This window comes from Streptomyces sp. NBC_00091 (assembly GCF_026343185.1).
In the GTDB taxonomy this organism is placed as follows: domain Bacteria; phylum Actinomycetota; class Actinomycetes; order Streptomycetales; family Streptomycetaceae; genus Streptomyces.
Genome location: NZ_JAPEMA010000001.1, coordinates 2,506,978 through 2,530,971, shown reverse-complemented (window position 1 = coordinate 2,530,971; position 23,994 = coordinate 2,506,978). Strand labels below are relative to the sequence as shown.

General features: G+C 73.1%; 22 protein-coding genes and 2 tRNA genes. 20 read left to right on the top strand and 4 right to left on the bottom strand.

Translation table 11 applies throughout. The features are described from left to right. The first annotated feature begins 232 nt into the window (after positions 1 to 232). The 9 genes from OOK34_RS11585 (at position 233) to OOK34_RS11545 (ending at position 8,757) form a co-directional block, all read left to right on the top strand. A complete protein-coding gene (locus OOK34_RS11585; RefSeq protein WP_267033767.1) occupies positions 233 to 559 on the top strand; it encodes a DUF6344 domain-containing protein in 327 nt (108 codons plus the stop codon). 494 nt (positions 560 to 1,053) lie between these two features. Continuing rightward, complete coding sequence (locus tag OOK34_RS11580) at positions 1,054 to 1,365, top strand: hypothetical protein (RefSeq protein WP_267033766.1); 312 nt, start codon at positions 1,054 to 1,056, stop codon at positions 1,363 to 1,365. A gap of 179 nt (positions 1,366 to 1,544) precedes the next feature. Next, entirely contained in the window at positions 1,545 to 2,696 is a 1,152-nt protein-coding gene (locus OOK34_RS11575) for an acyl-CoA dehydrogenase family protein (RefSeq protein ID WP_267033765.1), read from the top strand. After that, on the top strand, positions 2,693 to 3,667 hold the full coding sequence (locus OOK34_RS11570; RefSeq protein WP_267033764.1) for a bifunctional MaoC family dehydratase N-terminal/OB-fold nucleic acid binding domain-containing protein: 975 nt from the start codon (positions 2,693 to 2,695) through the stop codon (positions 3,665 to 3,667). The genes OOK34_RS11575 and OOK34_RS11570 overlap by 4 nt, the downstream gene beginning before the upstream one ends. Position 3,668: 1 nt before the next feature. Continuing rightward, positions 3,669 to 4,703, top strand: coding sequence for an acyl-CoA dehydrogenase family protein (locus OOK34_RS11565; protein ID WP_267033763.1), 1,035 nt, complete (start codon positions 3,669 to 3,671; stop codon positions 4,701 to 4,703). Then, on the top strand, positions 4,700 to 5,089 hold the full coding sequence (locus OOK34_RS11560) for a MaoC family dehydratase (protein WP_267033762.1): 390 nt from the start codon (positions 4,700 to 4,702) through the stop codon (positions 5,087 to 5,089). Before OOK34_RS11565 ends, OOK34_RS11560 begins: the two co-directional genes overlap by 4 nt. Beyond that, positions 5,086 to 6,252 (top strand): lipid-transfer protein, encoded by a 1,167-nt coding sequence (locus tag OOK34_RS11555; RefSeq protein WP_267033761.1) that lies wholly within the window; start codon positions 5,086 to 5,088, stop codon positions 6,250 to 6,252. Before OOK34_RS11560 ends, OOK34_RS11555 begins: the two co-directional genes overlap by 4 nt. A 134-nt stretch (positions 6,253 to 6,386) precedes the next feature. Then, on the top strand, positions 6,387 to 6,920 hold the full coding sequence (locus tag OOK34_RS11550; protein ID WP_267033760.1) for a SigE family RNA polymerase sigma factor: 534 nt from the start codon (positions 6,387 to 6,389) through the stop codon (positions 6,918 to 6,920). Positions 6,921 to 7,107: 187 nt separating this feature from the next. After that, positions 7,108 to 8,757 (top strand): long-chain fatty acid--CoA ligase, encoded by a 1,650-nt coding sequence (locus tag OOK34_RS11545; protein WP_267033759.1) that lies wholly within the window; start codon positions 7,108 to 7,110, stop codon positions 8,755 to 8,757. Here OOK34_RS11545 and OOK34_RS11540 read toward each other — a convergent pair. The 3 genes from OOK34_RS11540 to OOK34_RS11530 form a co-directional block, all read right to left on the bottom strand. After that, positions 8,754 to 9,329, bottom strand: coding sequence for an antibiotic biosynthesis monooxygenase (locus tag OOK34_RS11540; RefSeq protein ID WP_267033758.1), 576 nt, complete (start codon positions 9,327 to 9,329; stop codon positions 8,754 to 8,756). The genes OOK34_RS11545 and OOK34_RS11540 overlap by 4 nt on opposite strands. A gap of 14 nt (positions 9,330 to 9,343) precedes the next feature. Further along, the gene (locus tag OOK34_RS11535; RefSeq protein ID WP_267033757.1) at positions 9,344 to 12,622 is read right to left on the bottom strand and encodes a PAS domain-containing protein; all 3,279 of its coding nucleotides are present in this window, start codon (positions 12,620 to 12,622) and stop codon (positions 9,344 to 9,346) included. A gap of 119 nt (positions 12,623 to 12,741) precedes the next feature. Continuing rightward, positions 12,742 to 13,167, bottom strand: coding sequence for an SSI family serine proteinase inhibitor (locus OOK34_RS11530; protein ID WP_267033756.1), 426 nt, complete (start codon positions 13,165 to 13,167; stop codon positions 12,742 to 12,744). Positions 13,168 to 13,343: 176 nt separating this feature from the next. Here OOK34_RS11530 and OOK34_RS11525 point away from each other — a divergent pair. The 3 genes from OOK34_RS11525 to OOK34_RS11515 all read left to right on the top strand — a co-directional run bounded on the left by OOK34_RS11525 (position 13,344) and on the right by OOK34_RS11515 (position 14,312). After that, positions 13,344 to 13,434 (top strand) — tRNA-Ser (locus OOK34_RS11525). A gap of 249 nt (positions 13,435 to 13,683) precedes the next feature. After that, positions 13,684 to 13,756, top strand: a tRNA-Arg gene (locus OOK34_RS11520). A 190-nt stretch (positions 13,757 to 13,946) separates the two neighbouring features. After that, positions 13,947 to 14,312, top strand: a complete 366-nt coding sequence (locus tag OOK34_RS11515) for a PH domain-containing protein (RefSeq protein WP_267033755.1) — start codon at positions 13,947 to 13,949, stop codon at positions 14,310 to 14,312. Positions 14,313 to 14,352: 40 nt separating this feature from the next. On the opposite strand, the gene OOK34_RS11510 is transcribed toward OOK34_RS11515, so the two are convergent. After that, entirely contained in the window at positions 14,353 to 15,276 is a 924-nt protein-coding gene (locus OOK34_RS11510; RefSeq protein WP_267033754.1) for an SMP-30/gluconolactonase/LRE family protein, read from the bottom strand. 135 nt (positions 15,277 to 15,411) lie between these two features. On the opposite strand from OOK34_RS11510, the gene OOK34_RS11505 reads away from it, so the two are divergent. The 8 genes from OOK34_RS11505 to OOK34_RS11470 all read left to right on the top strand — a co-directional run bounded on the left by OOK34_RS11505 (position 15,412) and on the right by OOK34_RS11470 (position 23,993). After that, on the top strand, positions 15,412 to 15,846 hold the full coding sequence (locus OOK34_RS11505) for an Lrp/AsnC family transcriptional regulator (RefSeq protein ID WP_267033753.1): 435 nt from the start codon (positions 15,412 to 15,414) through the stop codon (positions 15,844 to 15,846). Then, positions 15,843 to 16,733, top strand: coding sequence for a DUF2797 domain-containing protein (locus OOK34_RS11500; RefSeq protein ID WP_267033752.1), 891 nt, complete (start codon positions 15,843 to 15,845; stop codon positions 16,731 to 16,733). Before OOK34_RS11505 ends, OOK34_RS11500 begins: the two co-directional genes overlap by 4 nt. A gap of 123 nt (positions 16,734 to 16,856) precedes the next feature. Beyond that, on the top strand, positions 16,857 to 17,195 hold the full coding sequence (locus tag OOK34_RS11495; protein ID WP_267033751.1) for an antibiotic biosynthesis monooxygenase: 339 nt from the start codon (positions 16,857 to 16,859) through the stop codon (positions 17,193 to 17,195). Continuing rightward, positions 17,179 to 18,060, top strand: a complete 882-nt coding sequence (locus OOK34_RS11490; protein ID WP_267033750.1) for an amidohydrolase family protein — start codon at positions 17,179 to 17,181, stop codon at positions 18,058 to 18,060. Before OOK34_RS11495 ends, OOK34_RS11490 begins: the two co-directional genes overlap by 17 nt. A gap of 69 nt (positions 18,061 to 18,129) precedes the next feature. Continuing rightward, entirely contained in the window at positions 18,130 to 18,897 is a 768-nt protein-coding gene (locus tag OOK34_RS11485) for a response regulator transcription factor (protein ID WP_323183414.1), read from the top strand. Positions 18,898 to 19,022: 125 nt separating this feature from the next. Next, on the top strand, positions 19,023 to 20,522 hold the full coding sequence (locus OOK34_RS11480) for an ATP-binding protein (protein WP_323183413.1): 1,500 nt from the start codon (positions 19,023 to 19,025) through the stop codon (positions 20,520 to 20,522). A 25-nt stretch (positions 20,523 to 20,547) separates the two neighbouring features. Next, a complete protein-coding gene (locus OOK34_RS11475; RefSeq protein ID WP_267033749.1) occupies positions 20,548 to 21,816 on the top strand; it encodes a bifunctional glycosyltransferase family 2/GtrA family protein in 1,269 nt (422 codons plus the stop codon). After that, a complete protein-coding gene (locus OOK34_RS11470; RefSeq protein ID WP_267033748.1) occupies positions 21,813 to 23,993 on the top strand; it encodes a glycosyltransferase family 39 protein in 2,181 nt (726 codons plus the stop codon). Before OOK34_RS11475 ends, OOK34_RS11470 begins: the two co-directional genes overlap by 4 nt. Position 23,994 lies beyond the last annotated feature (1 nt).

The window sequence follows — 23,994 nt, the reverse complement described above, 5'->3', positions numbered from 1 at the left end:
GTCAGCGCCCGCGCTGACCGGAAGGGGCGTCCCTCACCAGGGGCGCCCCTTCGTCGTACCGCCCGCCTCCGCCTCCGCCTTCCTTTCCTGCCGCGCCGGGAGCCCTTGGGGCCTTTCGAGTGGTGTTTGTCGGAAGATCGGCGCGGGTGGTGGGGGCGGTGCGGTTGCGGCCACATCATGACGAATGTATGCAGATCCGCCCGTCGGAACATCGCGAAATGAGGGGCTCGTCATGACCCACCGCAGCATCACGTCGATCTGGACCACCGTCCTCGCCGCCCTCGTGGCGCTCCTGGCGGCCCTCGGCCTCGGTGGGAAGGCGGCCCCGGTCGCCGCCGGTGCGAAGCTCGCCGCTCCCGTGGTTCCCGCGGTGCGCCGGCCGGCCGTGGTGGCGCGCCGGACGTGGCGGGCGGTGATGCGGGGCGGTTCGCTCCCGCCGACCATCAAGCAGCGGATCCGTGCGGAGGCCCACGGCAAGGCCCCGTCCGTCCGGCGCTCGACCACCGCCGCCGCCCTCGCCCCCGACGCGGACCAGGGCCGGCTCGGCCTCGCCGCCTAGCCGGAGCGGGAACGGCGCGAACAAGCGGGAACGCAGCAACGGCAGCGACGGCAGCAGCGGCAGAACGCGGCGCAGGCGCGCCGCGCAGTGTCCCCGGGAGTGGGGCACAGGGGGTCGCACCGGCGGGTGCCGGGGGCGTGCGGGGGGCGTGAAGCTTGGTACGGCAGGGCCGCAGGCCCGGGAGACGGCGGGGTTCCCGGACGGCGCGGCCCGTTTCGGCATGTCCGGGGCACCCCGGTATGGCGAAACGGTTCGCCCCTTGAGCGGGGCGGCTTCGCCGGGGTACGGGTGCGCCGCGTGGGGCTGGCGGGGCGCGAACGGGGTTTATCCGGGGTTGGTCATGCTTGCGGGGGAATAGCAGGCTGCGGGGTGGTTCGCCGGGGATTCGGTGGGCAACTCTGGACTCGCGACGTCGTCAGCAGCACGAACGTCCGAGGCGGTCGGCCAACTGCCTTGGAGTACACCCGACTTCGGTTTCCTGGAGGAACTCAGACATGGCAAGCATCCGTACCGCCCGCGTCATCGCCGCCGTCGCCTCGCTCCCCCTCGCCGTCGCCCTCTTGGGCGGCGTCGCCTCGGCCGACAACGGCTCGTTCGCGAACGACGGATCGAATGCGAGCGTCGCCGGCATCGTCGGCAGCGGTGTGGGCGGCAACAACCACGGCAACTCCTCCACCTCGCAGCAGGTGGCCACCGGCTCCGGAGCGTCGAACCAGAACAACACCGCGCAGGTCAACGGCTCCGCGAACACGGCCGTCCAGCAGGGCAACTCGAACGTCGCGGTGAACTTCTTCCCCTGGTGGTAGGCGACGCCCGCTGGGCCGCTTGACCGCTGAGGGCGCCCGTACGACCGGACCGGCTGGGGTCCGGTAGTGCGGGCGCCCTCCCGCGTGTTCCCGCCGCCGCGCTCCCGACCTTGACATCCACGGGGAATCTGACGGACAGTCAGATCACTCGTCCGATGTGATGCCGGGAGGCCAGCGCCGTGCACCTCGCCCCGTCCGAAGGCCAGGCGCGACTGCGCGCCGAACTGCGTGCGTACTTCCGCGACCTGCTGCCCGACGGGGTGCCCGGGGAGCCGGCCGCCCAGCGCGCACTGCTGCGCCGCATCGGCGCCGACGGACTGCTGGGCCTCGGCTGGCCCGTCGAGTACGGCGGCCAGGGCCGCGGCCCCGACGAGCAGTTCGTGTTCTTCGACGAGGCCTACCGGGCCGGCGCCCCCGTCTCCATGGTCACCCTCAACACCGTCGGCCCCACCCTCATGAAGTACGGGACCCAGGAGCAGAAGGACTGGTTCCTGCCCCGGATCCTCCGGGGCGAGATCGTCTTCGCCATCGGCTACTCCGAACCAGAAGCCGGCACCGACCTGGCCTCGCTGCGCACCCGGGCCGTCCGCGAGGGCGGGGACTGGGTGATCGACGGGCAGAAGATCTTCACTTCCAACGCCCAGAACGCCGACTGGATCTGGCTGGCCTGCCGCACCGACCCGCAGGCCCCCAAACACCGGGGCATCTCGATCATCCTGGTGCCCACCGACAGCCCCGGCTTCGCCTGGACCCCCATCGAAACCGTCGGCGGTCTCACCACCACGGCGACGTACTACGACGCCATCCGCGTCCCCGGCGGCAATCTCGTCGGCCCCGAACACGGCGGCTGGGGCCTGATCACCAACCAGCTCAACCACGAACGCGTCGCGCTCGCCGCCATCGGCATGCAGGCCGAGGACTTCTACGAGTGCGCGCTCTCCCATGCCCGCACCCCCGACCCCGCGACCGGCGAGCGCCCGGCGGACCGCCCCTGGGTGCGGTCCCGGCTCGCCGAGGCGCACGCCCGGCTGGCCGCCGTACGCCTCCTCAACTGGCGCCTCGTCCAGGACGTGGGCGCGGGCACCCTGGCCCCGGGCGACGCCAGCGGAGTGAAGTTCCTCGGCACCGAGTCCACCGTCGAGGTGTACCGGATCTGCCAGGAGGTGGTGGGCGAGGAGGCCCTCGTACGCGGCCCGGAGGCCTTCGCGGGCGGCGAGCTGGAGCGGATGAACCGGGCTGCCCAGATCAACACCTTCGGCGGCGGCGTCAGCGAGGTCCAGCGGGAGATCGTCGCCATGATGCGGCTCGGAATGAAGGGGAGGAAGCGATGACCGCCGGGGAGACGCAGACGCAGACGCAGACGCAGACGCAGACGGATACGGCGACGGCGACGGGCACGGAAGCGGACCGGTTCCACGAGCGGCTCAAGGCCTTCGAGGGGCGGCCCGCCGCCACCGCGGGCCGGGCCAAGGACGCGGTCAACGAGCCGATGATCCGCCACTGGTGCGAGGCGATGGGCGACACCAGCCCCGCCTACACCGGACCGGACGCCATCGCCCCGCCCACCATGCTCCAGGCCTGGACGATGGGCGGCCTCTCCGGCCACACCGACCGCTCCTCCGCCTACGACGAGCTCCTCGCGCTCCTCGACGGCGCGGGCTGCACCTCCGTGGTCGCCACCGACTGCGAGCAGGAGTACCTGCGCCCGCTGCGCCCGGGGGACACGGTGACCTTCGACGCCGTGATCGAGTCGGTCTCGCCGCGCAAGACGACCAAGCTGGGCACCGGGCACTTCGTGACCACCCGGATGGACGTCCGCGCGAACGGAGCGCCCGCCGGCACCCACCGCTTCCGCATCCTCAAGTACGCCCCGGCGGCCCCGCGCGGACCCAGACCGGCCGCCCCGCTCCGCCCGCGTCCCGTGATCAACCGCGACAACCAGGGCTTCTGGGACGGGGTCCGCGACCACAAGCTGCTGATCCAGCGCTGCACCGCCTGCGCCACCCTGCGCTTTCCCTGGCTCCCCGGCTGCAACGCCTGCTCCTCCCCCGACTGGGACACCGTCGAGGCGAGCGGCGCCGGCACGGTCTTCTCGTACGTCGTCATGCACCACCCGCCCTTCCCGGCCTTCGACCCTCCGTACGCGGTGGCCCTGGTCGAGCTGGCCGAGGGCGTTCGCATGACCAGCAACATCACCGGCGTCCCGTACGACAAGGTGCGCATCGGCCTGCCCGTCCAGCTGGAGTTCCTGCGCGTCGACGACACGCTCGAACTCCCCGTCTTCCGAGGAGAGGCGGGCTGACATGGACTTCCACCCCACCGAGGAGCAGGCCGCCGCGGCCGGTCTGGCCGCGAGCATCTTCCGCGACCTGGCCACCCACGAACGCCTCGCCACCGCCGGCACCGGCAGCGACACCGAACTGTGGAAGGCCCTCACCTCCGCCGGACTGACCGCCGCCGTCGAGGAGGTCGGCCTCCTCGGCCTGGTCCTGCTGCTGGAGGAACAGGGCCGCACCACCGCGCAGGTCCCGTACGCCGCCACGTGCGCGTACGGCGTCCTGCCGGTGGCCGCGCACGGCAGCCCCGAGCAGCGCGCCCGCCTGCTGCCCGCCCTCGGCTCCGGCGAGGCCGTGGCCACCGGCGCCTTCCCGGAGCGCGGGCGCTTCACCGCCACCCCCGACGGCCGCCTCAGCGGCACCGCGCCCGTCGTGCCCTGGCTGCGCGACGCCACGCACGTGCTGGTCCCCGACACCGACCGGGCCCTGTGGCTCGTACGGACGGACGCGCCCGGAGCCGGCGTGCGGCCGGTGGAGACGACCGCGCCCTGGTCGGCGGGGCGCCTCACCCTGGCCGGCGTGCGGGCGGAGCGGCTCGGCGGCCGGGAGGCCCACGACCAGGTGCTCGCCGCCGCCCGCACCGCCTTCGCCGGACTCCAGGCGGGGGTCTGCGCGGGATCGCTGGCGCGCGCCGTGGAGTACACCTCCACCCGCGAGCAGTTCGGCCGGCCGCTGTCCACCAATCAGGGCGTCATGCTCCGCGCGGCCGACGCGTACATGGACACCGAGGCGATCCGGGTCACCGCGTACGAGGCGGCCTGGCGCATCGACGAGGGCCTCCCGGCCGGCGATCACGCGCTCACGGCGGCCTGGTGGGCCTCGGAGGCGGGCAAGCGGGTCGTCCACGCGGGCCAGCACCTGCACGGCGGCATGGGCGCCGACCTGGACCACCCGGTCCACCGGCACTTCCTGTGGGGGCGCCAGCTGGACGCCTACCTGGGCTGCGGCGGCGAGCTGCTGTCCGAGCTGGGCGCGCTCATATCCGAGGGGGAGGACGCATGAACGTCGGCGAGGCGCTGCCGCCGCTGGAGATCCCGGTCACCCGCACGCTGATCGTGGCGGGGGCGATCGCCTCCCGCGACTACCAGGACGTGCACCACGACGCGGAGCTCGCCCGCGAGAAGGGCTCCCCGGACATCTTCATGAACATCCTGACCACCAACGGCCTGGTCGGCCGCTACGTCACCGACCACCTCGGACCGCACGCCGTGCTGCGCAAGGTCGCCATCCGCCTCGGCGCCCCCAACTACCCCGGCGACACGATGACCCTCACCGGCACCGTCACCGCCCTCGACGGGGACACCGCCGAGATCCGCGTCGTCGGCGCCAACCGCATCGGCCACCACGTCACGGGCACCGTGACCGTCACCCTGGGGGCCGGGGCATGAGCGTCCGCACCCGCGACGAGCTCGGCGGTCGCGCCGCCATCGCCGGCATCGGCGCGACCGAGTTCTCCAAGGACTCCGGCCGCAGCGAGCTCAAGCTCGCCGTCGAGGCGGTGCACGCCGCCCTGGACGACGCCGGGCTCAGACCCGCCGACGTCGACGGCCTGGTCACCTTCACGATGGACACCAGCCCCGAGATCACCGTGGCCCAGGCCGCAGGCATCGGGGAGCTGTCCTTCTTCTCCCGCGTCCACTACGGCGGCGGAGCCGCCTGCGCCACCGTCCAGCAGGCCGCCCTCGCCGTCGCCACCGGGGTGGCCGAGGTCGTGGTCTGCTACCGCGCCTTCAACGAGCGCTCCGGCCGCCGCTTCGGCTCCGGCGTACAGCAGCGCGAACCCTCGGCGGAGGGCGCCGCCCTCGGCTGGTCGCTGCCCTGGGGCCTGCTCACCCCCGCGTCCTGGGTGGCCATGGCCGCCCAGCGCTACCTGCACACCTACGGCCTGACCCCCGAGGCCTTCGGCCACGTCGCGGTCACCGGCCGCAGGTACGCCGCGAACAACCCCGCCGCGTACTTCCACGGCAAGCCCATCACCCTCGCCGACCACGCCGCCTCGCGCTGGATCGTGGAGCCGCTGCGGCTGCTGGACTGCTGCCAGGAGACCGACGGCGGCCAGGCCCTCGTCGTCACCACGGCCGAGCGCGCCCGGGACCTGCGCCGGCGGCCCGCCGTGATCACCGCGGCCGCCCAGGGCGCCGGCCGCCGCCAGGAGGCGATGACCTCCTTCTACCGCGACGACCTGACCGGCCTCCCGGAGATGGACGTGGTCGCCCGCCAGCTGTGGCGGACCAGCGGGCTGCGCCCCTCGGACATCGACGTGGGCATCCTCTACGACCACTTCACCCCCTTCGTGCTCATGCAGCTGGAGGCGTTCGGCTTCTGCGGCCCCGGCGAGGCCGCCGACTTCACGGCGGCCGGCGCCCTCCCGCTCAACACCCACGGGGGCCAGCTCGGGGAGGCGTACCTGCACGGCATGAACGGCATCGCCGAAGCCGTCCGCCAGCTGCGCGGCACCTCCGTCAACCAGCTCCCGGGGGCGGAGCACGTCCTGGTCACCGCCGGTACCGGCGTCCCGACCTCCGGCCTGATCCTGGGCGCCGGGGTCTGACCCGGGTCCTGGTCGAGGGCCGGGCCCTCCACCTTCAGTAGGTGGGAGGCGGCCCCGTCCTACAACCTGAGACGGATCCGGCTTCGGCACCTGCGGCCGATCCCAGGGGCGCCCGCCGCTTCTAGCGTGGAGCCATGACCACGCCTGTGTGCACGCTCGCCTCGAATCCGACGCCGTATCCGTCGTTCTCGGCGTACGTACGGACCCGCGGCACGGTCCTGCTGCGCACCGCGCGCTCCCTCACCGCCAACCCCTGCGATGCCGAGGACCTGCTCCAGACGGCCCTCGCCAAGACCTACGTCGCCTGGGACCGCATCGAGGACCACCGGGCCCTGGACGGCTATGTCCGGCGGGCCCTCGTCAACACCCGCACCTCGCAGTGGCGCAAGCGCAAGGTCGACGAGTTCATCTGCGACGAGCTCCCGGAGAGCGAGGCGCCGCCGGGCGCCGACCCGGCGGAGGCACAGGCGCTGCGGGACGCGATGTGGCGCGCGGTGACCCGGCTGCCCGACCGGCAGCGGGCCATGGTCGTCCTGCGCTACTACGAGGACATGAGCGAGGTGCAGACCGCCGAACTGCTCGGGGTCTCGGTCGGCACGGTCAAGAGCGCTGTCTCCCGGGCCCTGGTCAAGCTGCGCGAGGACCCGGAACTCACCCCGGTGCGTTGAGCGGTGGTCGATGTTTCACGTGAAACATCGACCGGACAACAGGGCGCTCGCGCGGTCCGGAGGGGCGAGCGCAACGGCCGGATCCTGGAATTGGTCGGCGCCGGGTAGTGACATACCACCCAGTACGGAAGCAGAATCACCAGGAACTTACCGTCGCGTAATGACGCGCAGACTGGGAGGCGCCCCGGTGCTTAGCACGATGCAGGATGTCCCGCTCCTGATCTCACGGATCCTGACCCACGGGTCGACGATTCATGGAAAGTCCCAGGTCACGACCTGGACGGGCGAGGCCGAGCCACACCGGCGCAGCTTCGCGGAGATCGGCGCCCGCTCTGCTCAGCTTGCACATGCCCTGCGCGACGAACTCGGGGTCCGGGAGTCGGATGCCATAGCGACTCTGATGTGGAACAACGCCGAACACGTCGAGGCGTACTTCGCGATCCCCTCCATGGGCGCGGTCCTGCACACGCTCAACCTGCGGCTGCCCCCCGAGCAGCTGGTCTTCATCGTCAACCACGCCGTCGACCGGGTCGTGCTGGTCAACGGCTCCCTGCTGCCGCTGCTGGCCCCGCTGCTGCCGCACCTGCCCACCGTCGAGCACGTCGTGGTCGCCGGCGTCGGTGACCGCTCCGCCCTCGACGGCCTCGGCGTACGCGTGCACGAGTACGAGGAGCTCCTCGAAGGCCGCTCCGAGCACTACGACTGGCCCGAGCTGGACGAGCGCCGGGCCGCGGCCATGTGCTACACCTCCGGCACCACCGGGGACCCCAAGGGAGTCGTCTACTCCCACCGGTCCATCTACCTGCACTCCATGCAGGTCAACATGACCGAGTCGATGGGCCTCACCGACCGGGACACCTCGCTGGTCGTCGTCCCCCAGTTCCACGTGAACGCCTGGGGCCTGCCCCACGCCACCTTCATGACCGGTATCAACATGCTGATGCCGGACCGGTTCCTCCAGCCCGCCCCGCTCGCCGAGATGATCGAGCGGGAGAAGCCCACGCACGCCGCGGCCGTCCCCACCATCTGGCAGGGGCTGCTCGCCGAGGTCACCGCCAAACCCCGCGACCTGACCTCGATGAAGCAGGTCACCATCGGCGGCGCGGCCTGTCCGCCCTCCCTGATGGAGGCCTACGACAAGCTCGGCGTCCGGCTCTGCCACGCGTGGGGCATGACGGAGACCTCCCCGCTGGGCACCATGGCCCACCCGCCGGCCGGGCTGAGCGCCGAGGAGGAGTGGCCGTACCGGGTCACCCAGGGCCGCTTCCCGGCGGGCGTCGAGGCCCGCCTGGTCGGTCCCGGCGGCGACCACCTGGCGTGGGACGGCGAGTCCGCGGGCGAGCTGGAGGTCCGCGGCAACTGGATCGCGAGCTCCTACTACGGCGGCGCGGACGGTGAACCCGTCCGCCCCGAGGACAAGTTCAGCGCGGACGGCTGGCTCAAGACCGGGGACGTCGGCGTGATCAGCCCCGACGGCTTCCTCACCCTCACCGACCGGGCCAAGGACGTCATCAAGTCCGGCGGAGAGTGGATCTCCAGCGTCGAGCTGGAGAACGCCCTGATGGCCCACCCCGAGGTGGCCGAGGCGGCGGTCGTCGCCGTCCCGGACGAGAAGTGGGGCGAGCGCCCGCTGGCCACGGTCGTCCTCAAGGAGGGCGCCACGGTGGACTACGCCGGACTGCGCGCGTTCCTCGCCCGGTCGATCGCCAAGTGGCAGCTGCCGGAGCGCTGGACGGCCGTCGCGGCCGTGCCGAAGACCAGCGTCGGCAAGTTCGACAAGAAGGTGATCCGCAAGCAGTACGCCGACGGCGAGCTGGACGTCATCACGCTCGGCTAGCCACGCGTGAGCCATGGCCGCAGCAGCCTGCTGACGGCGGGCATGGCCACGTAGGTCATCAGGGTGCTGAAGACGACGGCGAAGGCGGCCGTCCGCACCACGAAGTGCAGGTCCACCAGGTACGGCCCGAGCAGCGCGTTGCCCGCCAGCGAGATCGGGAAGATGGCCAGCCCCGAGCTGATCGCCATCTTCCAGCGCGGCGGCGCGGGCCGGGTCGTACCCGGCTTGGCGAACCAGGTCTCCATGCCGTGCAGTTCGCGCCGGGCTATCTCGGTGTGGTGGTGGCCCAGGCAGTTCGAGAACCACTGGGCCCGCTCGGGGGAGTCCTGCCAGCGCTGGAAGGCCGCCTGGTCGCGGAAGCGGTGCACCAGGAACCACGGCCCGCCCTCGGCGGCCGGGCGGAACAGCCCGTAGCCGAGGTGCCCCGGGAACGCGGCGGCCGTCTCCAGGATCCCGTGGGCCCAGGCCTCGAACGTCTCCTCGTGGCCCGGCTCCACCTGCCGGGCGATGAGGAGGTTGACCTCCCCGTTGTCGGCGGGGACGGTGTGCTCGGACGTGTCGGTGATGGCCATGGGGCCCAGGATGGCTAGTTGGTTCCGATCTTGGCCAGCAGGTCCACGATGCGGCCCTGCACATCGGCCGTGGTGGCCCGCTCGGCGAGGAACAGCACGCTCTCGCCCGAGGCCAGCCGCGGCAGGTCGGCCGGACCGATCCCGGCGGTCGTGTAGACGACCAGCGGGGTGCGGTTCAGCAGCCCGTTCGCGCGCAGCCAGTCCACGATCCCGGCCCGCCGGCGCCGGACCTGCATCAGGTCCATGACCACCAGGTTGGGCCGCATCCGGGTCGCCAGCTCCACGGCGTCGGTGTCCGCGCCCGCCCGGGCGACCTGGAGGCCGCGCCGTTCCAGTGCGGCGGTCAGCGCGATGGCGATCTCGTCGTGCTCCTCGATCAGCAGGACCCGGGAGGGGTGCTGCTCGCTGTCGCGCGGCGCGAGAGCCTTGAGCAGGACCGCCGGATCGGCACCGTACGCCGCCTCGCGCGTGGCATGCCCCAGCCCGGCCGTGACCAGTACGGGGACCTCGGCGGCCACCGCGGCCTGGCGCAGGGACTGCAGGGCGGTCCGGGTGATCGGCCCGGTCAGCGGGTCGACGAACAGCGCGGCGGGGAACGCCGCGATCTGCGCGTCCACCTCCTCGCGGGAGTGCACGATCACCGGGCGGTAGCCGCGGTCGCTGAGCGCCTGCTGCGTCTGCGCGTCCGGCGCCGGCCACACCAGCAGCCGGCGCGGGTTGTCCAGCGGCTCGGGCGGCAGTTCGTCGTCCACGGGCTGCGGCACGGGCCGGTTGACCACCTCGACCGCTCCCCCGGGGCCGTCCAGCGGCTCGGGGCCCTCGGCGGCGCCCGCCTCGGGGGCCCCTATGGCGAAGGCCCGCCCCTGGGGCGCGGGTTCGGAGAGCCGGCGGCGACGGCCGGATCCGGAACCGTCGGTGCCCATGGCGGCGGGGTCCACGGAGATGCCCTGGCCCAGGGTGCCCAGAGCGCGCACGCTGATCGGCTGCGCCGCGGCCGCCGGGGTGTCGCCCGGCCGGCGGGCGCCGGGGACGGAGGGCTGCCCGGGGGTCTCGACGTCCTCGGTGGTGGTCCTGGCAGCCGGAACGGGCCAGGCGGGGGTCGCCGGCAGCGCACGCCGCCGCCCGGTCGGCAGCGCGGTCTCCGCAGCGGCCGGGGGGTCCTGCGGTTCGGGGGCCGCGGGCGCGCCGAGCACCCGGCGGCCACGGCGCCCGCCCGGGCCTTCGGAGTCGGCCTCGGCGGAAGCGGAACCCGGAGTCGGCCCGGACGCGGACGCGGAAGCGGAACCCGGAGTCGGACCGGCGGGCAGCGCGAAGCCACCCTCGGGGGCGATGGGCCGGGGCGCGGCGGGGGCCGGGAGCCCGGCCGCCGGAACCGGTCCGGCGGGCGGGGCGGCCGCCCCGGCGGGACCCAGCGCCCGCCGGCGGCCCGCCGGGTGCTCGGTCAGTGGAACCGGGGGCACCGCGGGTACGGGCGGGAGCGCGGGCATGGGGGTGGCGGTGCCCTGCGGGGGCACGGGCCGGTCGTGCGGGGCGTCGTCGCCGTCACGGCCCCGCCGGCGCCCGGTACCGAGCCCGGCCGGGTTCACCGGGGACTGCGCCAGCTCCGCCGGTCCGGACACGGCCGCCTGCGCGGGGGCTTCGCCCTCGGCCCGGCGCCGCCCGGACGGCAGCGCCAGCGCGCTCCCGCCCTCGCGCGCCTCGGGAGCCTTCGCCCCGGCCGCCTCGTCCTCCAGGAAGGCGTCCACCCCGCGGCGGCCCCGCCGGCCGCCGGAGACCGTCGCCGGAGCACCCTCGGGCTCCGGCGCGGGCTCCTGCTCAGCTTCCGGCAGGGTCACCGCCCCGGCTCCCGATCCCAGCGGCAGCTCCAGTACGTAAGCTCCGCCGGGCGCGCCCGGAACCTCCACCGTCTGCAGGACCCCGCCGTGCGCGGCGACGACGCCCCGCACGATCGGCTCGTGCACCGGGTTGCCGCCCTCGTAGGGGCCGCGCACCTCGATCCGTACGACATCGCCGCGCTGGGCCGCAGCCACCACGATCGTGGAGTCGCCGTACCCGCTGCCCTGGGCGGTCTTGCCGGTGGCGTCCACCCCGGCGACGTCCGCGACCAGGTGCGCGAGGGAGGTCGCGATCCGCTGCGCGTCCACCTCGGCCTCGATGGTCGGGGCGTGGACGGCGAACTGCACCCGGCCGGGGCCGATCAGCTCGACCGCGCCGTTGATGCCGGCCGCGACGACCGTGTTGATCAGGACGTTCTTCTTCTTGAGCTTCTCGCTGCCCGCATCCAGGCGCTGGTAGCCGAGCACGTTGTCCACGAGGGTGGTCATCCGCGAGTAGCCGGCGGCCAGATGGTGCAGCAGCTGGTTGGCCTCCGGCCACAGCTGTCCCGCGTCGTCGGCGGCCAGGGTGGCCAGCTCCCCGCGCAGCTCGTCCAGCGGGCCCCGCAGGGAGTCGCCGAGCACCGCCAGCAGCTGGGCGTGGCGCGCCGCGAGGGCGTCGTACGGGCGCCGGTCGGTGAAGGTCATCACGGCGCCGACGAGCAGCTCCCCGTCCCGTACGGGCGAGGTGGTCAGGTCGACGGCGACGGCCTGTCCGGCCTTGTTCCACAGCACCTGTCCGCGGACCCGGTGCTTGCGCCCGCTGCGCAGGGTGTCGGCGAGCGGGGACTCGTCGAAGGGGAAGGGCGAGCCGTCGGCGCGGGAGTGCTGGATCAGCCCGTGCAGCTCGCGGTTGCCGAGATCGGTGGCGCGGTAGCCGAGGATCTGCGCGGCGGCCGGATTGACCAGGACGACGCGGCCGTCGGTGTCGGTGCCCACGACGCCCTCGGCGGCGGCGCGCAGGATCATCTCGGTCTGCCGCTGGGAGCGGGCCAGCTCGGCCTCGGTGTCCACGGTCTCGGAGAGGTCCCGTACGACGAGCATCAGCAGTTCGTCGCCGGTGTAGGCGGGCTGGGGCTCGCGGTAGGCGTCACGGCCGTCGAGGTGGGCGCTGGTGACCTCGACGGGGAACTCGCTGCCGTCGGTGCGGCGCGCGATCATCCGTTTCGGCCGGGAGCGGCCCTCTTCGCGGTCGCCGGGGCGGCGCATCGAACCGGGGATCTGCTTGGAGTCGAACTCCGGCAGGAGGTCGAGCACCCCGCGGCCGACGAGCCCGGTGCCGGGGCTCTCCATGACCTCGAGGGCGATCGAATTGGCGTTGACGACCGTGCCGTTGGCGTTGACGAGCAACAGCGCGTCCGGAAGTGCGTCGAGTATTGCTGCGAGGCGAGCAGCGCCTCGGGATGGCCTGCTGCTCACGACGAGCTTCCTCCCTGACCACGACTACCGGCATGTCACGGGAGGAGTCTAAGGGCACCGTCCCGCCGGGAGGTGGCGGATGTACGGGGGAAAACGTGCATCCGCCGCATCGTCCCAGGTCAGGAATGCTCCCCCGGAAGGACAGGTTCCAGGTTGTTCCACCGGGAGATGTCGCATCCGTTCCTGCGGCGGAAGGTGGTGTCCACCTCCTGGCCGCGCCATGTTCCCGTGACGTGGGCGGTGGCCGGTCCGCCGTTCTGGAAGGAACAGGCCTCGTCCTTGGGCGGGGCGAAGGGGTTCTTGCCCTTCCTCGCCAGTTCGTCGAGACGGGCGCAGGCGTCCTCTGCCTTGGGGTGGTCGCCGCCGAACGGGCGGCACTCGAGCCGGAACTTGCCGTCCACGAGCCGGTTGCCGGTGTTGGAGAGCTCGATGGTGAGCCGGTCGGGCGTGGCGAGCAGCCGGCCGAGGGGCGGCAGCGGTGGCAGTGGTCCGGCGGCCGCGGCGGCCAGGGCGGAGGTGACGGCGAGGGCGGCGAGACGCAGCATGGGGCACTCCAGGTCGTCCGTACGTCGTACGCCTCACCAACGACCCGGCCGCCCCGACGTTGCGTGCTTAAGCCTTTGCCCTGTGGCCCCGGCTCCTTGTACCGTGGGAGCGGATTGGTGAGCGGCCCTGCGGCTGTGTCATCATCTGCACGCACCCTCGTACACGGGGGTGTGCTGGAGGCGTCGCCTAGTCCGGTCTATGGCGCCGCACTGCTAATGCGGTTTGGGGCTTACACCCCATCGAGGGTTCAAATCCCTCCGCCTCCGCACCTCACCGAAGCCCCGGTCCTGATGGACCGGGGCTTCGGTGCGTTCAGGGCTTGGAGGGGTTTCGGATGGCCGCCGGTGGGTAGGCCGCCGGAGTCGCGGGCCGGCCGCGGATCCTTCCGGACGATCTTCTTCCAGGTCGTTTCCGCAGGTCAGAGGCCATGTGGCTAATGGATTTCGCGTCCCGGCGAGGTCCATGTATTGTTGTTCTCGCAAGGCCAACGGGGCGCAAAACCCCGGGAAGCCCAAGCACTCGTAGCTTAACGGATAGAGCATCTGACTACGGATCAGAAGGTTGCAGGTTCGAATCCTGCCGAGTGCACAGCCTAGAGGCCCTCAGGAGAAATCCTGAGGGCCTCTTTCGTGTGCCCTGGTCCTGGCTTAGGGGTACCCGAGGAGGAGGCGTCCCCCGGGAGATGTCAGGGATGGAATGGCTCCTGCGGGGGACGTGGGCCACGCGGCTCCCCGGCTAAGGTTTTCGAAGATCGTTCGAACCTTGATCGGGGGCTCTCATGGGACTGTTCGGGAACGCGCACACTGTCGATCCGATGTCGGCGCAGCGGGACTACGCGCGGCTGCTGGGGCACGGGGAGCAGGTCCATGCCGCGTACCTGCTGGTGCGCGACACGATCCTGTTCACCGACCGGCGGCTGGTGTTCGTCGACAAGCAGGGGCTGACGGGCAAGAAGGTGGAGTACCACTCCGTCCCGTACCGGAGCATCACGCACTTCTCCGTGGAGACGGCCGGGCATTTCGATCTCGACGCCGAGCTCAAGATATGGATATCCGGCAGCGCGGCGCCGATCGAGAAGACCTTCACCAAGGGGGTCGACATCTACGAGATGCAGGCGATCCTGACGCAGTTCGTGGCGCGCTAGGCCCGTCCGGCCGCAGCGGCGGTCCGGGGCCTCAGGGGCCTCAGGGGCGGCCGGGCAGGACGCGCGGGAGGCCGGTCACCGAGAGCACCAGCGAGTAGAGCGAGGTGGTGGCGGTGATGAAGAGGCGGTTGTTCTTCGGGCCTCCGAAGGCGATGTTCGAGACGGGTTCCGGGACGTGCAGGCGGCCGATGAGGTCTCCGTCCGCCGCGTAGCAGTGCACGCCCGAGGCCATCGCGGCCGCCCACAGCCGGCCCTCGTCGTCGAAGCGGATGTTGTCCACCGAGGGGCAGTCCGTGAAGACGCGGTCCCCGCTGAGGGTGCCGTCGTCGCCGACCTTGAAGGCGCGGATGTGGCCGGCGCGGGTGTCGGCCGCGTACAGCTCGCTCTCGTCGGGTGAGAAGACCAGCCCGTTCGGGCCGAGGAAGCCGTCGGCGACGAGGCGGACCTCGCCGGTGGCCGGGTCGGCCCGGTAGAGGTTGCAGGCGCCGATCTCGCTCGGCGCGCGCCTGCCCTCGTAGTCGTTGGTGATGCCGAAGTCCGGGTCGGAGAACCAGATGGAGCCGTCCGAGCGGACCACCGCGTCGTTGGGGCTGTTGAGCCGCTTGCCGTCGTAGCGGTCGGCGATGACGGTGAGGCTGCCGTCCGGCTCGGTGCGGGTGACCCGCCGGTTGCCCTGCTCACAGGTGATCAGGCGGCCCTCGCGGTCGAGGGTGTTGCCGTTGGAGTGGCCGGCCGGGGAGCGGAAGACGGACACCGCGCCGGTCGCCTCGTCCCAGCGCAGCATCCGGTCGTTGGGGATGTCGCTCCACACGAGCTGGCGCCAGGCCGGCAGGTACAGCGGGCCCTCGGCCCAGCGGCAGTCGTCGTAGAGCCGCTCCAGGCGGGCGTCGCCGTTGGCGCAGCGGCCGGTTCGGAAGCGCTCGTCCAGGATCTCGTACAAGGTGAGGTCGGCTATGCCCAACACGATTCCCCCAAATGGGTGTGGCGCCGAATTTTGTTCGGTGTGATGGTGAGATTGCAGGATCAGGTACCGTCTTCGCAAGAGCCGACGGGCTCAAGGGGCTCAAGGGGTCCGACGGGCCCATGGGAGGAAGACCGCGTGGACGACATCGACCGGGCGCTCGTCCTGCTTCTCCAGCAGGACGCGGGCCAGTCCTACGCCGCCCTCGGTGCGGCCGTCGGACTCTCGGCCGGGGCCACCCACGAGCGCGTACGCAAACTGCGCGAGCGCGGGGTCATCCGGCGGACCACCGTCGACGTGGACCCGGCCGCCGTCGGCAGCGGGGTGCTGGCCTACGTGATGGTCGACTCCAACGCCTGGATGGGCGAGTCGGCGGAGGACTTCGCCGCCATCCCCGAGATCCAGGAGGCGCACATCATCGCGGGCAGCGCCTCGGTGCTGGTCAAGGTGCGCACGGCCACCACCGAGCAGCTCCAGGACGTCCTGCGGCGGCTCTACGCCATCGACGGGGTCAGCGGCACGCAGGCCACCGTCGTCCTGGAGACCTTCTTCGAGCGTCCGCTCCCACTGTGAGCGAGACCGCCGCGGGCTGGCGGTGCACCGGGATCCGGTGGAGCGAGGAGGGCCCGGCCATCGGGTGGTACGGGCGGGGGGAGCGCGGCAGCCGGCTCACGCCCGGGCAGCGGCTGGCCTTCACCGCCCGCGGCGAGCGGCACTGCCTGGGTGTGCGACGGGCCGGCAAGCGCACCCCGTGCCCCACGGATCGGACCGTCCCGGGCCGTGCGGGGAACGCCCAGTGCCCCGAGTGCGCCCGGCTGGACCGGTCCTTCTCGGTGGCCGCCGACACCAACGCCGCCGACCCGCGCACCTACCGCGTGTACCTGGCGTGGTTCGGGCCCGGCATGGTCAAGGTCGGCATCACCGCCGAGGAGCGCGGTCCGGTCCGGCTGCTGGAGCAGGGCGCGGTGACCTGGGCCTGGCTCGGGCGCGGACCGCTGATGGCGGCGCGCCGGACCGAGGAGCTGCTGCGGGCCGCCCTCGGGGTGCCCGACCGGATCGCGTACGCCCGCAAGCGCGCCGTACGCGCCCAGCTGCCGCCGGAGCCCGAGCGGGCCGGGGAGGTCGCCGGGCTGCACGCCCGGGCCGTCGCGCTGCCCGGGTGGCCCGAGTCGCTGGAACGGGTGGGGTGCGAGATCACCGACCACGCCGGGCCGTTCGGACTGGCCGGGCTGCCCGTACCGGCCCGGGTGGTCACGGCGCTGGTGCCCGGCGGGACCGTCGTGGGGCGGCTGGCGGGGGCCGCCGGGCCGGACCTGCACTTCACGGACGGACTCGTGGTGGACACCCGGCTGCTGGCCGGATGGGAGCTGGCCGCCGCGCCCGGGGAGGCGCTCACCGACGTACCGCTCACCGCGATCGCGCCCGCGCTGCCCGAGGTCGAACAGGGCGGGCTGTTCTGACCGGCTCCGGCCGCGTTCCGACCTTCCGTGCCTGGTGGCGGCAAGGTCAAAACTTGGATCCCTTTGGCCTGACGGGGCTGTTTTTGATGGACATGCCAGGGCCTTCCGCCGAGGGTGGAGGGCATGAGCATCCAGCCCGTTCCGGCGTTCGAACCGCCGTATGTCATGGCCGTATTCACCAACGTCCGCACCCCCGACGAGACCGGCTATCCCGAGACCAACACCCGGATGAACGAGATCGTCCGGGAGAATCCCGGCTTCCTCGGCTACGAGTTCGCGCGCACCCCCGGCGGCCTCGGTATCACCGTCGCCTACTTCCGCGACCACGAGTCCCTGGGAGTCTGGCGCGAGGACCTGGAGCACCAGGCCGCCATGAAGCAGGGCCGCGCCCACTGGTACGAGAGCTACACCCTGCACATCGCGACCGTCGAGCGGAGCCACGGCTTTGCCCGCAACGGCTGAGGCGGTCCGCGCCTTCCGGGAGCGGCTCGGCGTGCCCGGACTGGTGGACGTCCACACGCACTTCATGCCCGAGCGTGTCCTGGAGAAGGTCTGGGACTACTTCGACGCCGTCGGTCCCCTGACCGGCGTGCAGTGGCCCATCACCTACCGGCACGAGGAGGAGCAGCGGGTCGCGCTGCTCAGGGAGTTCGGGGTCCGCGCCTTCACCTCCATGCTCTACCCGCACAAGCCCGCGATGGCCGCCTGGCTCAACGCGTGGGCCGCGGACTTCGCCGCCCGCACCCCCGACTGCCTGCACACCGCGACCTTCTTCCCGGAGCAGGACGTGGCGGCGTACACCGCGCAGGCCGTGGAGGGCGGGGCCCGGATCTTCAAGGCGCACCTCCAGGTCGGCGGGTACGACCCGAACGACGAGCGGCTCGAACCGGTGTGGGGGCTGCTGGCCGAGGCGCGGATCCCGACCGTGATCCACTGCGGCTCGGGGCCCTCCCCGGGCAAGCACACCGGACCCGAGCCGATCGCCCGGCTGCTGGCCCGCCACCCCCGGCTGCCGCTGGTCGTCGCGCACATGGGGATGCCCGAGTACGCGGACTTCCTCGACCTGGCCGACCGGTACCCGGAGGTCCGCCTCGACACCACCATGGCCTTCACCGACTTCTCGGAGCGGCTCAGCGGCTTCCCTCCCGGGGACCTCGGACGGCTCGCAGACCTCGGCGACCGGATCCTGCTGGGCACCGACTTCCCGAACATCCCCTACCCCTACGAGCACCAGCTGGAGGCCCTGGAACGGCTGGGCCTGGGCGACGACTGGCTGCGCGCGGTCTGCCACGACAACGGCGCCCGCCTCTTCGGCCTCACCTCCTGAGCGCCCTTTCTCAGGAGATTCACAGCCAGGGGCAAGAGCCCTCTCAGAGGCGGCGGCCAGCGTGAGGACATGACCGCGACGACCACCTCCCACGCGTCCACGTCCACCGGCAACCCGACGGCCCTGCTGCGGCCCGACGGCGGACCCTGCCGGGTGCTCGTCGTCGACGACGAGGCCCCGCTCTCCGAGCTGCTGTCCATGGCCCTGCGCTACGAGGGCTGCGAGGTCCGCAGCGCCGGCGACGGGGCGGGCGCCGTGCGGGCCGCGCGGGAGTTCCGGCCGGACGTGGTGGTCCTCGACATCATGCTCCCGGACATGGACGGGCTGGCCGTGCTGGGCCGGCTGCGCCGGGAGATCCCACAGGTCCCGGTGCTGTTCCTGACCGCCAAGGACTCCGTCGAGGACCGCATCGCGGGCCTGACGGCGGGCGGCGACGACTACGTCACCAAGCCGTTCAGCCTGGAGGAGGTCGTGGCCCGGCTGCGCGGGCTGGTCCGCCGCTCCGGCGCGGCGCAGGTCGCGCGCGGCGGCTCGGTCCTGGCCGTCGGCGACCTGCGCCTGGACGAGGACAGCCACGAAGTGGTCCGTGGCGGTCAGGAGGTCCACCTGACCGCCACGGAGTTCGAGCTGCTGCGCTACCTGATGCGCAACCCGCGCCGGGTGCTGAGCAAGGCGCAGATCCTGGACCGGGTGTGGTCCTACGACTTCGGCGGCCAGGCCAACGTGGTGGAGCTCTACATCTCCTACCTGCGCCGGAAGCTGGAGGGCGGCACCGGCCTGCCCCCGATGATCCACACCCGGCGCGGGGCCGGCTACCTGATCAAGCCGGCCGAGTAGTGTCCCTCCGGCTCCCCCGCCCGGCCCTGTCCCGTCCGCCCCTGTCCCGGCCACCTCGGGGGGCCCGCCCGCGCCCGTCGCGCCGGGGTCCCTGGTCGCTGCGGACGCGGCTGGTCGTATCGGCGGTGGCGCTGATCGCCGTCGTGGGCGCGGCCATCGGCACCGTCACCACCCTCGCCATGCGCTCCCGCCTGGTCGGCGAGCTCGACAAGCAGCTGACCACCTCCGCCGAGATGGCCACCCGGGGCCCGGGCGCCGGGAAGGCCGCCCGGGACGCCGGCCTCGGCTTCGTCTTCGCCCCCGGCTCCCCGATGGGCGCCGCCGGGATCCGGCTCGACCTCACCGGGAAGGTGCTCGGCGGCGCCCGCATCGTCCCCGTGGCCGGTCAGGGCCTCGACCACCGGGAGCACCTCACCGAATCCCAGAGCACCGTCCTCGCCGGGGTCGCCCGCAAGGCCGCCCAGGGCCGCCCCGCCCCGGTGGACCTGGACCTGCCGGGCCTCGGCGCGTACCGGGCGGTGGCCGCCCCCGACGGCTCCCTGGTACTCGGCTTCCCGCTCCAGGGGGTCGATTCCACCGTGAGCACCCTGATCGCCGTCGAGGTCTGCGTCACCCTGGCCGGGCTGATCGCGGCCTCCCTCGCCGGGCAGGCCCTGGTCGCGGTCGCCCTGCGCCCGCTGCGCCGGGTCGCCGCCACCGCCACCCGGGTCTCCGAACTCCCCCTGCACAGCGGCGAACCCGCCCTGCACGAGCGGGTCCCGGACGCCGAGGCCGACCCCCGTACCGAGGTGGGCCAGGTCGGCGCCGCCCTCAACCGGATGCTGGGGCACGTCTCCTCCGCACTGACGGCCCGCCAGCAGAGCGAGACGCAGGTCCGGCAGTTCGTCGCCGACGCCTCCCACGAGCTGCGCACCCCGCTGGCCTCCATCCGCGGCTACGCCGAACTCACCCGCAGGGGACGGGAGGAGCCCGGCCCCGACACCCGCCACGCCCTGGGCCGGATCGAGTCCGAGGCCACCCGGATGACCGGACTGGTCGAGGACCTGCTGCTGCTGGCCCGGCTGGACGCGGGCCGCCCGCTGTCCGTCGAGGACACCGACCTGGCCCCGCTCGTCGTCGACGCCGTCAGCGATGCCCGCGCCGCCGGCCCCGGCCACCACTGGCGCCTGGCACTCCCCGACGAACCCGCGCCCGTCCGCGCCGACCCCGCCCGGATCCAGCAGGTCCTGGTGAACCTCCTCGCCAACGCCCGCACCCACACCCCGCCCGGCACCACCGTCACGGCCCATGTTTCACGTGAAACATCCGCCGAGACGTCCGCCGGAACATCCGCCGGAACCCCCGCCGTCCGGCTGCGGATCGAGGACGACGGCCCCGGGATCCCGCCCGAGCTGCTGCCCCACGTCTTCGAGCGCTTCGCCCGTGGGGATGCCTCGCGCTCCCGCGCGGCGGGCTCCACCGGACTCGGCCTCGCCATCGTCGAGGCCGTCGTCACCGCGCACGGCGGCCGGGTCGACGTACGCAGCGAGCCCGGCCGGACCTGCTTCGAGGTGCTACTGCCCCTGGCGGCCCACGCCCCGGGGCCGTACTCACAGACGGGGCACAGGCTCACCACACCGAGGTGACAGGGCGCCTGGCGAGGCTCGGAACATGCCAACCGACACCTCTCCCGGCGCCCTCCCGGCCCGGGCGCCCCTCGCGTCCGCGCCCGGTGAGCCCGTACTCGACGTGGTGATCCCGGTCTTCAACGAGGAGAAGGACCTCGGTCCCTGCGTGCGCCGGCTGCACGCACACCTCACCCGTACCTTTCCGTACCCCTTCCGCATCACCATCGCCGACAACGCCAGTACCGACCGCACCCCCGAGGTCGCGGCCGGACTCGCCGCCGGGACCGACGGCGTACGCAGTATCCGACTGGAGGAGAAGGGCCGCGGCCGCGCCCTGCGCACCGTCTGGTCCCGCTCGGAGGCACCCGTCCTCGCTTACATGGACGTGGACCTCTCCACCGACCTGAACGCGCTGCTGCCGCTGGTCGCCCCGCTGATCTCCGGCCACTCCGACCTGGCCATCGGTACCCGGCTCGCCCGCTCCTCGCGGGTGGTGCGGGGAGCCAAGCGGGAGTTCGTCTCCCGGGCCTACAACCTGCTGCTGCGCTCCTCCCTCGCCGCCCGGTTCAGCGATGCCCAGTGCGGGTTCAAGGCCATCCGGCGGGAGGTGGCGGAGCGGCTGCTGCCCCTGGTGGAGGACACCGGCTGGTTTTTCGACACCGAGATGCTCGTGCTGGCCGAGCGGGCCGGGCTGCGGATCCACGAGGTGCCGGTGGACTGGGTGGACGATCCCGACTCCACGGTCCACATCGTGAAGACCGCCACTGAGGACCTGAAGGGCGTCTGGCGGGTGGGCCGGGCGCTGACGGTCGGAGCGCTCCCGCTCGACCGGCTCGCCCGCCCCTTCGGCGACGATCCGCGCGACCGCACCGCCCTGCCGGGGGTGCCGCGCGGGCTGGCCCGCCAGCTCCTCGGCTTCTGCGTGGTCGGGGTGCTGTCCACCCTCTGCTACCTCGCCCTCTACTCCCTCTTCCGGCTCGGCGCCGGACCGCAGCTCGCCAACGCCGGCGCCCTGCTGGTCTCGGCCGTGGCCAACACCGCCGCCAACCGCCGGCTCACCTTCGGCGTCCGGGGCCGGTACCGCGCCGTGCGCCACCAGGCCCAGGGGCTGGTGGTCTTCGCCATCGGACTGGCCCTGACCAGCGGTTCGCTCGCCGCCCTCGGCGCGGCCTCCGCCGACCCCTCCCACAGCACCGAGCTGGCCGTACTGATCACGGCCAACCTCGCCGCCACCGTGCTGCGGTTCCTCCTCTTCCGTGCCTGGGTCTTCCCCGAGCGCCGCACCACTCCCGTGAAGGACGACACCCGATGACCACCGCAGCGCCCCCGCTCTTCCCGGTCCCCGAGTCCCGGGCCCGTACCGGCCGCCACGCCGCCGACCGGCCGCGCTGGGAGCGGCCCGCGTACGCGGCGCTGCTGCTGGCCACCGCCGTGCTGCTGCTGTGGAACCTGGGCGCCTCCGGCTACGCCAACTCCTTCTACTCCGCCGCCGTCCAGGCCGGCTCCGAGAGCTGGAAGGCCTTCTTCTTCGGCTCCTCCGACGCCGGGAACTCCATCACCGTCGACAAGCCCCCGGCCGCCCTGTGGCCGATGATGCTGTCCGTCCGGCTGTTCGGGCTCGGCTCCTGGCAGATCCTCGTACCGCAGGCCCTGATGGGCGTCGGCACCACCGCCGTGCTGTACGCCGCCGTACGCCGCCAGTTCGGGCCCGCGGCGGCGCTGCTGAGCGGCGCCGCCTTCGCGCTCACGCCCGTCGCCGCGCTGATGTTCCGCTTCAACAACCCCGACGCGCTGCTGACGCTGCTGCTGACCGTCACCGTGTACTGCGTGCTCCGCGCCCTGGACGGGGCGCGGACCGGATGGCTGGTGGCGGCCGGGGCGGCGATCGGCCTGGGCTTCCTGACGAAGACCCTGCAGGCCTTCGTCATCCTGCCGCCGCTGGCCCTGCTGTACGCCGTCTGCGCGCCGACCCGGCTGCGCCGCAGGCTCGGGCAGCTGCTGCTCGCCGGGCTGGCGGCGGTGGTGGCCGGCGGCTGGTGGGTGGCCGTGGTGGAGCTGTGGCCCGCTTCCTCCCGCCCCTACATCGGCGGCTCGCAGAACAACTCCTTCCTGGAACTCACCTTCGGCTACAACGGGCTCGGCCGGCTGAACGGCAACGAGACCGGCAGCGTCGGCGGCGGGCGGGCCGGGGCCGGCGCGACCGCGGCGTACGGGATGCCCGAGGGCGGCCCGGGCCTGCGCACCGGGGGCGGGGGCTGGGGGGAGACCGGCATCGACCGGCTGTTCTCGTCCAACATCGGCGGCCAGATCTCCTGGCTGCTGCCGGCGGCGCTGGTACTGCTCGTGGCCGGGCTGCTGGTCACCTGGCGGGCCCGCCGGGCCACCGACTCCCTGGAGGGCATGGCCCGCGCGGCCTTCCTCGCCTGGGGCGGCTCGCTGCTGATCACCGTGCTCGTCTTCAGCTACATGCAGGGCATCTTCCACGAGTACTACACGGTCGCGCTGGCGCCCTTCGTGGCCGCGCTGACCGGCATGGGCGTGGCCGTGCTCTGGGAGGAACGGGGCAACAAGGCCGCCGTGCTCACCCTGTCCGGGACGCTGGCCCTGACCGCCGTCTGGTCGTACGTGCTCCTCGGCCGCTCCTCCGGCTACCTGCCGTGGCTGCGCTGGGCGGTGCTGGTGGGCGGGCTGCTCGCCGCCGCCCTGCTGCCCTTCGCCGCGCGCGCCGGGCGCCGGGTGTTGCTCGCGACGGCTGCGCTGGGACTGGGCGCGGCCCTCGCGGGCCCGTTCGCGTACTGCCTGACCACGATCGCCACCGGCCACACCGGGTCCATCGTGACGGCCGGCCCGGAGGTGGCGGGCGGCCGGGGCGGCGGCCCGGGCGGGATGCGCTTCGCCCCCGGCGGCGAGCAGCCGCTGGGCGGACCGGGCGGCCAGGGCGGTGGTCCGCAGGGCGGTCAGCAGGGCGCACCCCAGGGCGGTGCTCCGATGGGTGGTCCCGGCCCGATGCAGCCGCAGCCGAACGGCCAAGGCGGCGCGAACGGCCAGGCCACCCCGGGCGGTGAGGGCGTACGCGACCGCCAGGGCGGCGGGGCCGGCGGCCCCGGCGGGCTCCTGGGCGGTACCCGGGTCGGCGCCGAGGCCAAGGCCGCGCTGAGCACCGACGCCTCCCGCTACACCTGGGCGGCGGCCACCATCGGCTCCCAGAACGCGGCCAGTTACCAGCTGGCCTCCGGCGCGCCCGTAATGCCGATCGGCGGCTTCAACGGCAGCGACCCATCGCCGACACTCGCGCAGTTCAAGGGGTACGTGAAGTCGGGGAAGATCCACTGGTTCATCGCAGCGGGCGCGAACCGGGCCGGAGGAGGTCCCGGCGGGTCCGGCGGTACGGCCATCGACAGCTGGGTGCGGGCGAACTTCAAGGCCACCACCATCGGCGGGGCCACCTTCTACGACCTGACGGCCGCCCCCTCGGCCGACCCGTCCTGAT

What these genes read in the sequence shown, in the direction of transcription:
- OOK34_RS11585 (WP_267033767.1), top strand. Translation starts at nt 233, where the DNA reads ATGACCCACCGCAGCATCACGTCGATCTGGACCACCGTCCTCGCCGCC.
- OOK34_RS11580 (WP_267033766.1), top strand. Translation starts at nt 1,054, where the DNA reads ATGGCAAGCATCCGTACCGCCCGCGTCATCGCCGCCGTCGCCTCGCTC.
- OOK34_RS11570 (WP_267033764.1), top strand. Translation starts at nt 2,693, where the DNA reads ATGACCGCCGGGGAGACGCAGACGCAGACGCAGACGCAGACGCAGACG.
- OOK34_RS11565 (WP_267033763.1), top strand. Translation starts at nt 3,669, where the DNA reads ATGGACTTCCACCCCACCGAGGAGCAGGCCGCCGCGGCCGGTCTGGCC.
- OOK34_RS11560 (WP_267033762.1), top strand. Translation starts at nt 4,700, where the DNA reads ATGAACGTCGGCGAGGCGCTGCCGCCGCTGGAGATCCCGGTCACCCGC.
- OOK34_RS11555 (WP_267033761.1), top strand. Translation starts at nt 5,086, where the DNA reads ATGAGCGTCCGCACCCGCGACGAGCTCGGCGGTCGCGCCGCCATCGCC.
- OOK34_RS11550 (WP_267033760.1), top strand. Translation starts at nt 6,387, where the DNA reads ATGACCACGCCTGTGTGCACGCTCGCCTCGAATCCGACGCCGTATCCG.
- OOK34_RS11540 (WP_267033758.1), bottom strand. Translation starts at nt 9,329, where the DNA reads ATGGCCATCACCGACACGTCCGAGCACACCGTCCCCGCCGACAACGGG.
- OOK34_RS11530 (WP_267033756.1), bottom strand. Translation starts at nt 13,167, where the DNA reads ATGCTGCGTCTCGCCGCCCTCGCCGTCACCTCCGCCCTGGCCGCCGCG.
- OOK34_RS11515 (WP_267033755.1), top strand. Translation starts at nt 13,947, where the DNA reads ATGGGACTGTTCGGGAACGCGCACACTGTCGATCCGATGTCGGCGCAG.
- OOK34_RS11495 (WP_267033751.1), top strand. Translation starts at nt 16,857, where the DNA reads ATGAGCATCCAGCCCGTTCCGGCGTTCGAACCGCCGTATGTCATGGCC.
- OOK34_RS11485 (WP_323183414.1), top strand. Translation starts at nt 18,130, where the DNA reads ATGACCGCGACGACCACCTCCCACGCGTCCACGTCCACCGGCAACCCG.
- OOK34_RS11475 (WP_267033749.1), top strand. Translation starts at nt 20,548, where the DNA reads ATGCCAACCGACACCTCTCCCGGCGCCCTCCCGGCCCGGGCGCCCCTC.
- OOK34_RS11470 (WP_267033748.1), top strand. Translation starts at nt 21,813, where the DNA reads ATGACCACCGCAGCGCCCCCGCTCTTCCCGGTCCCCGAGTCCCGGGCC.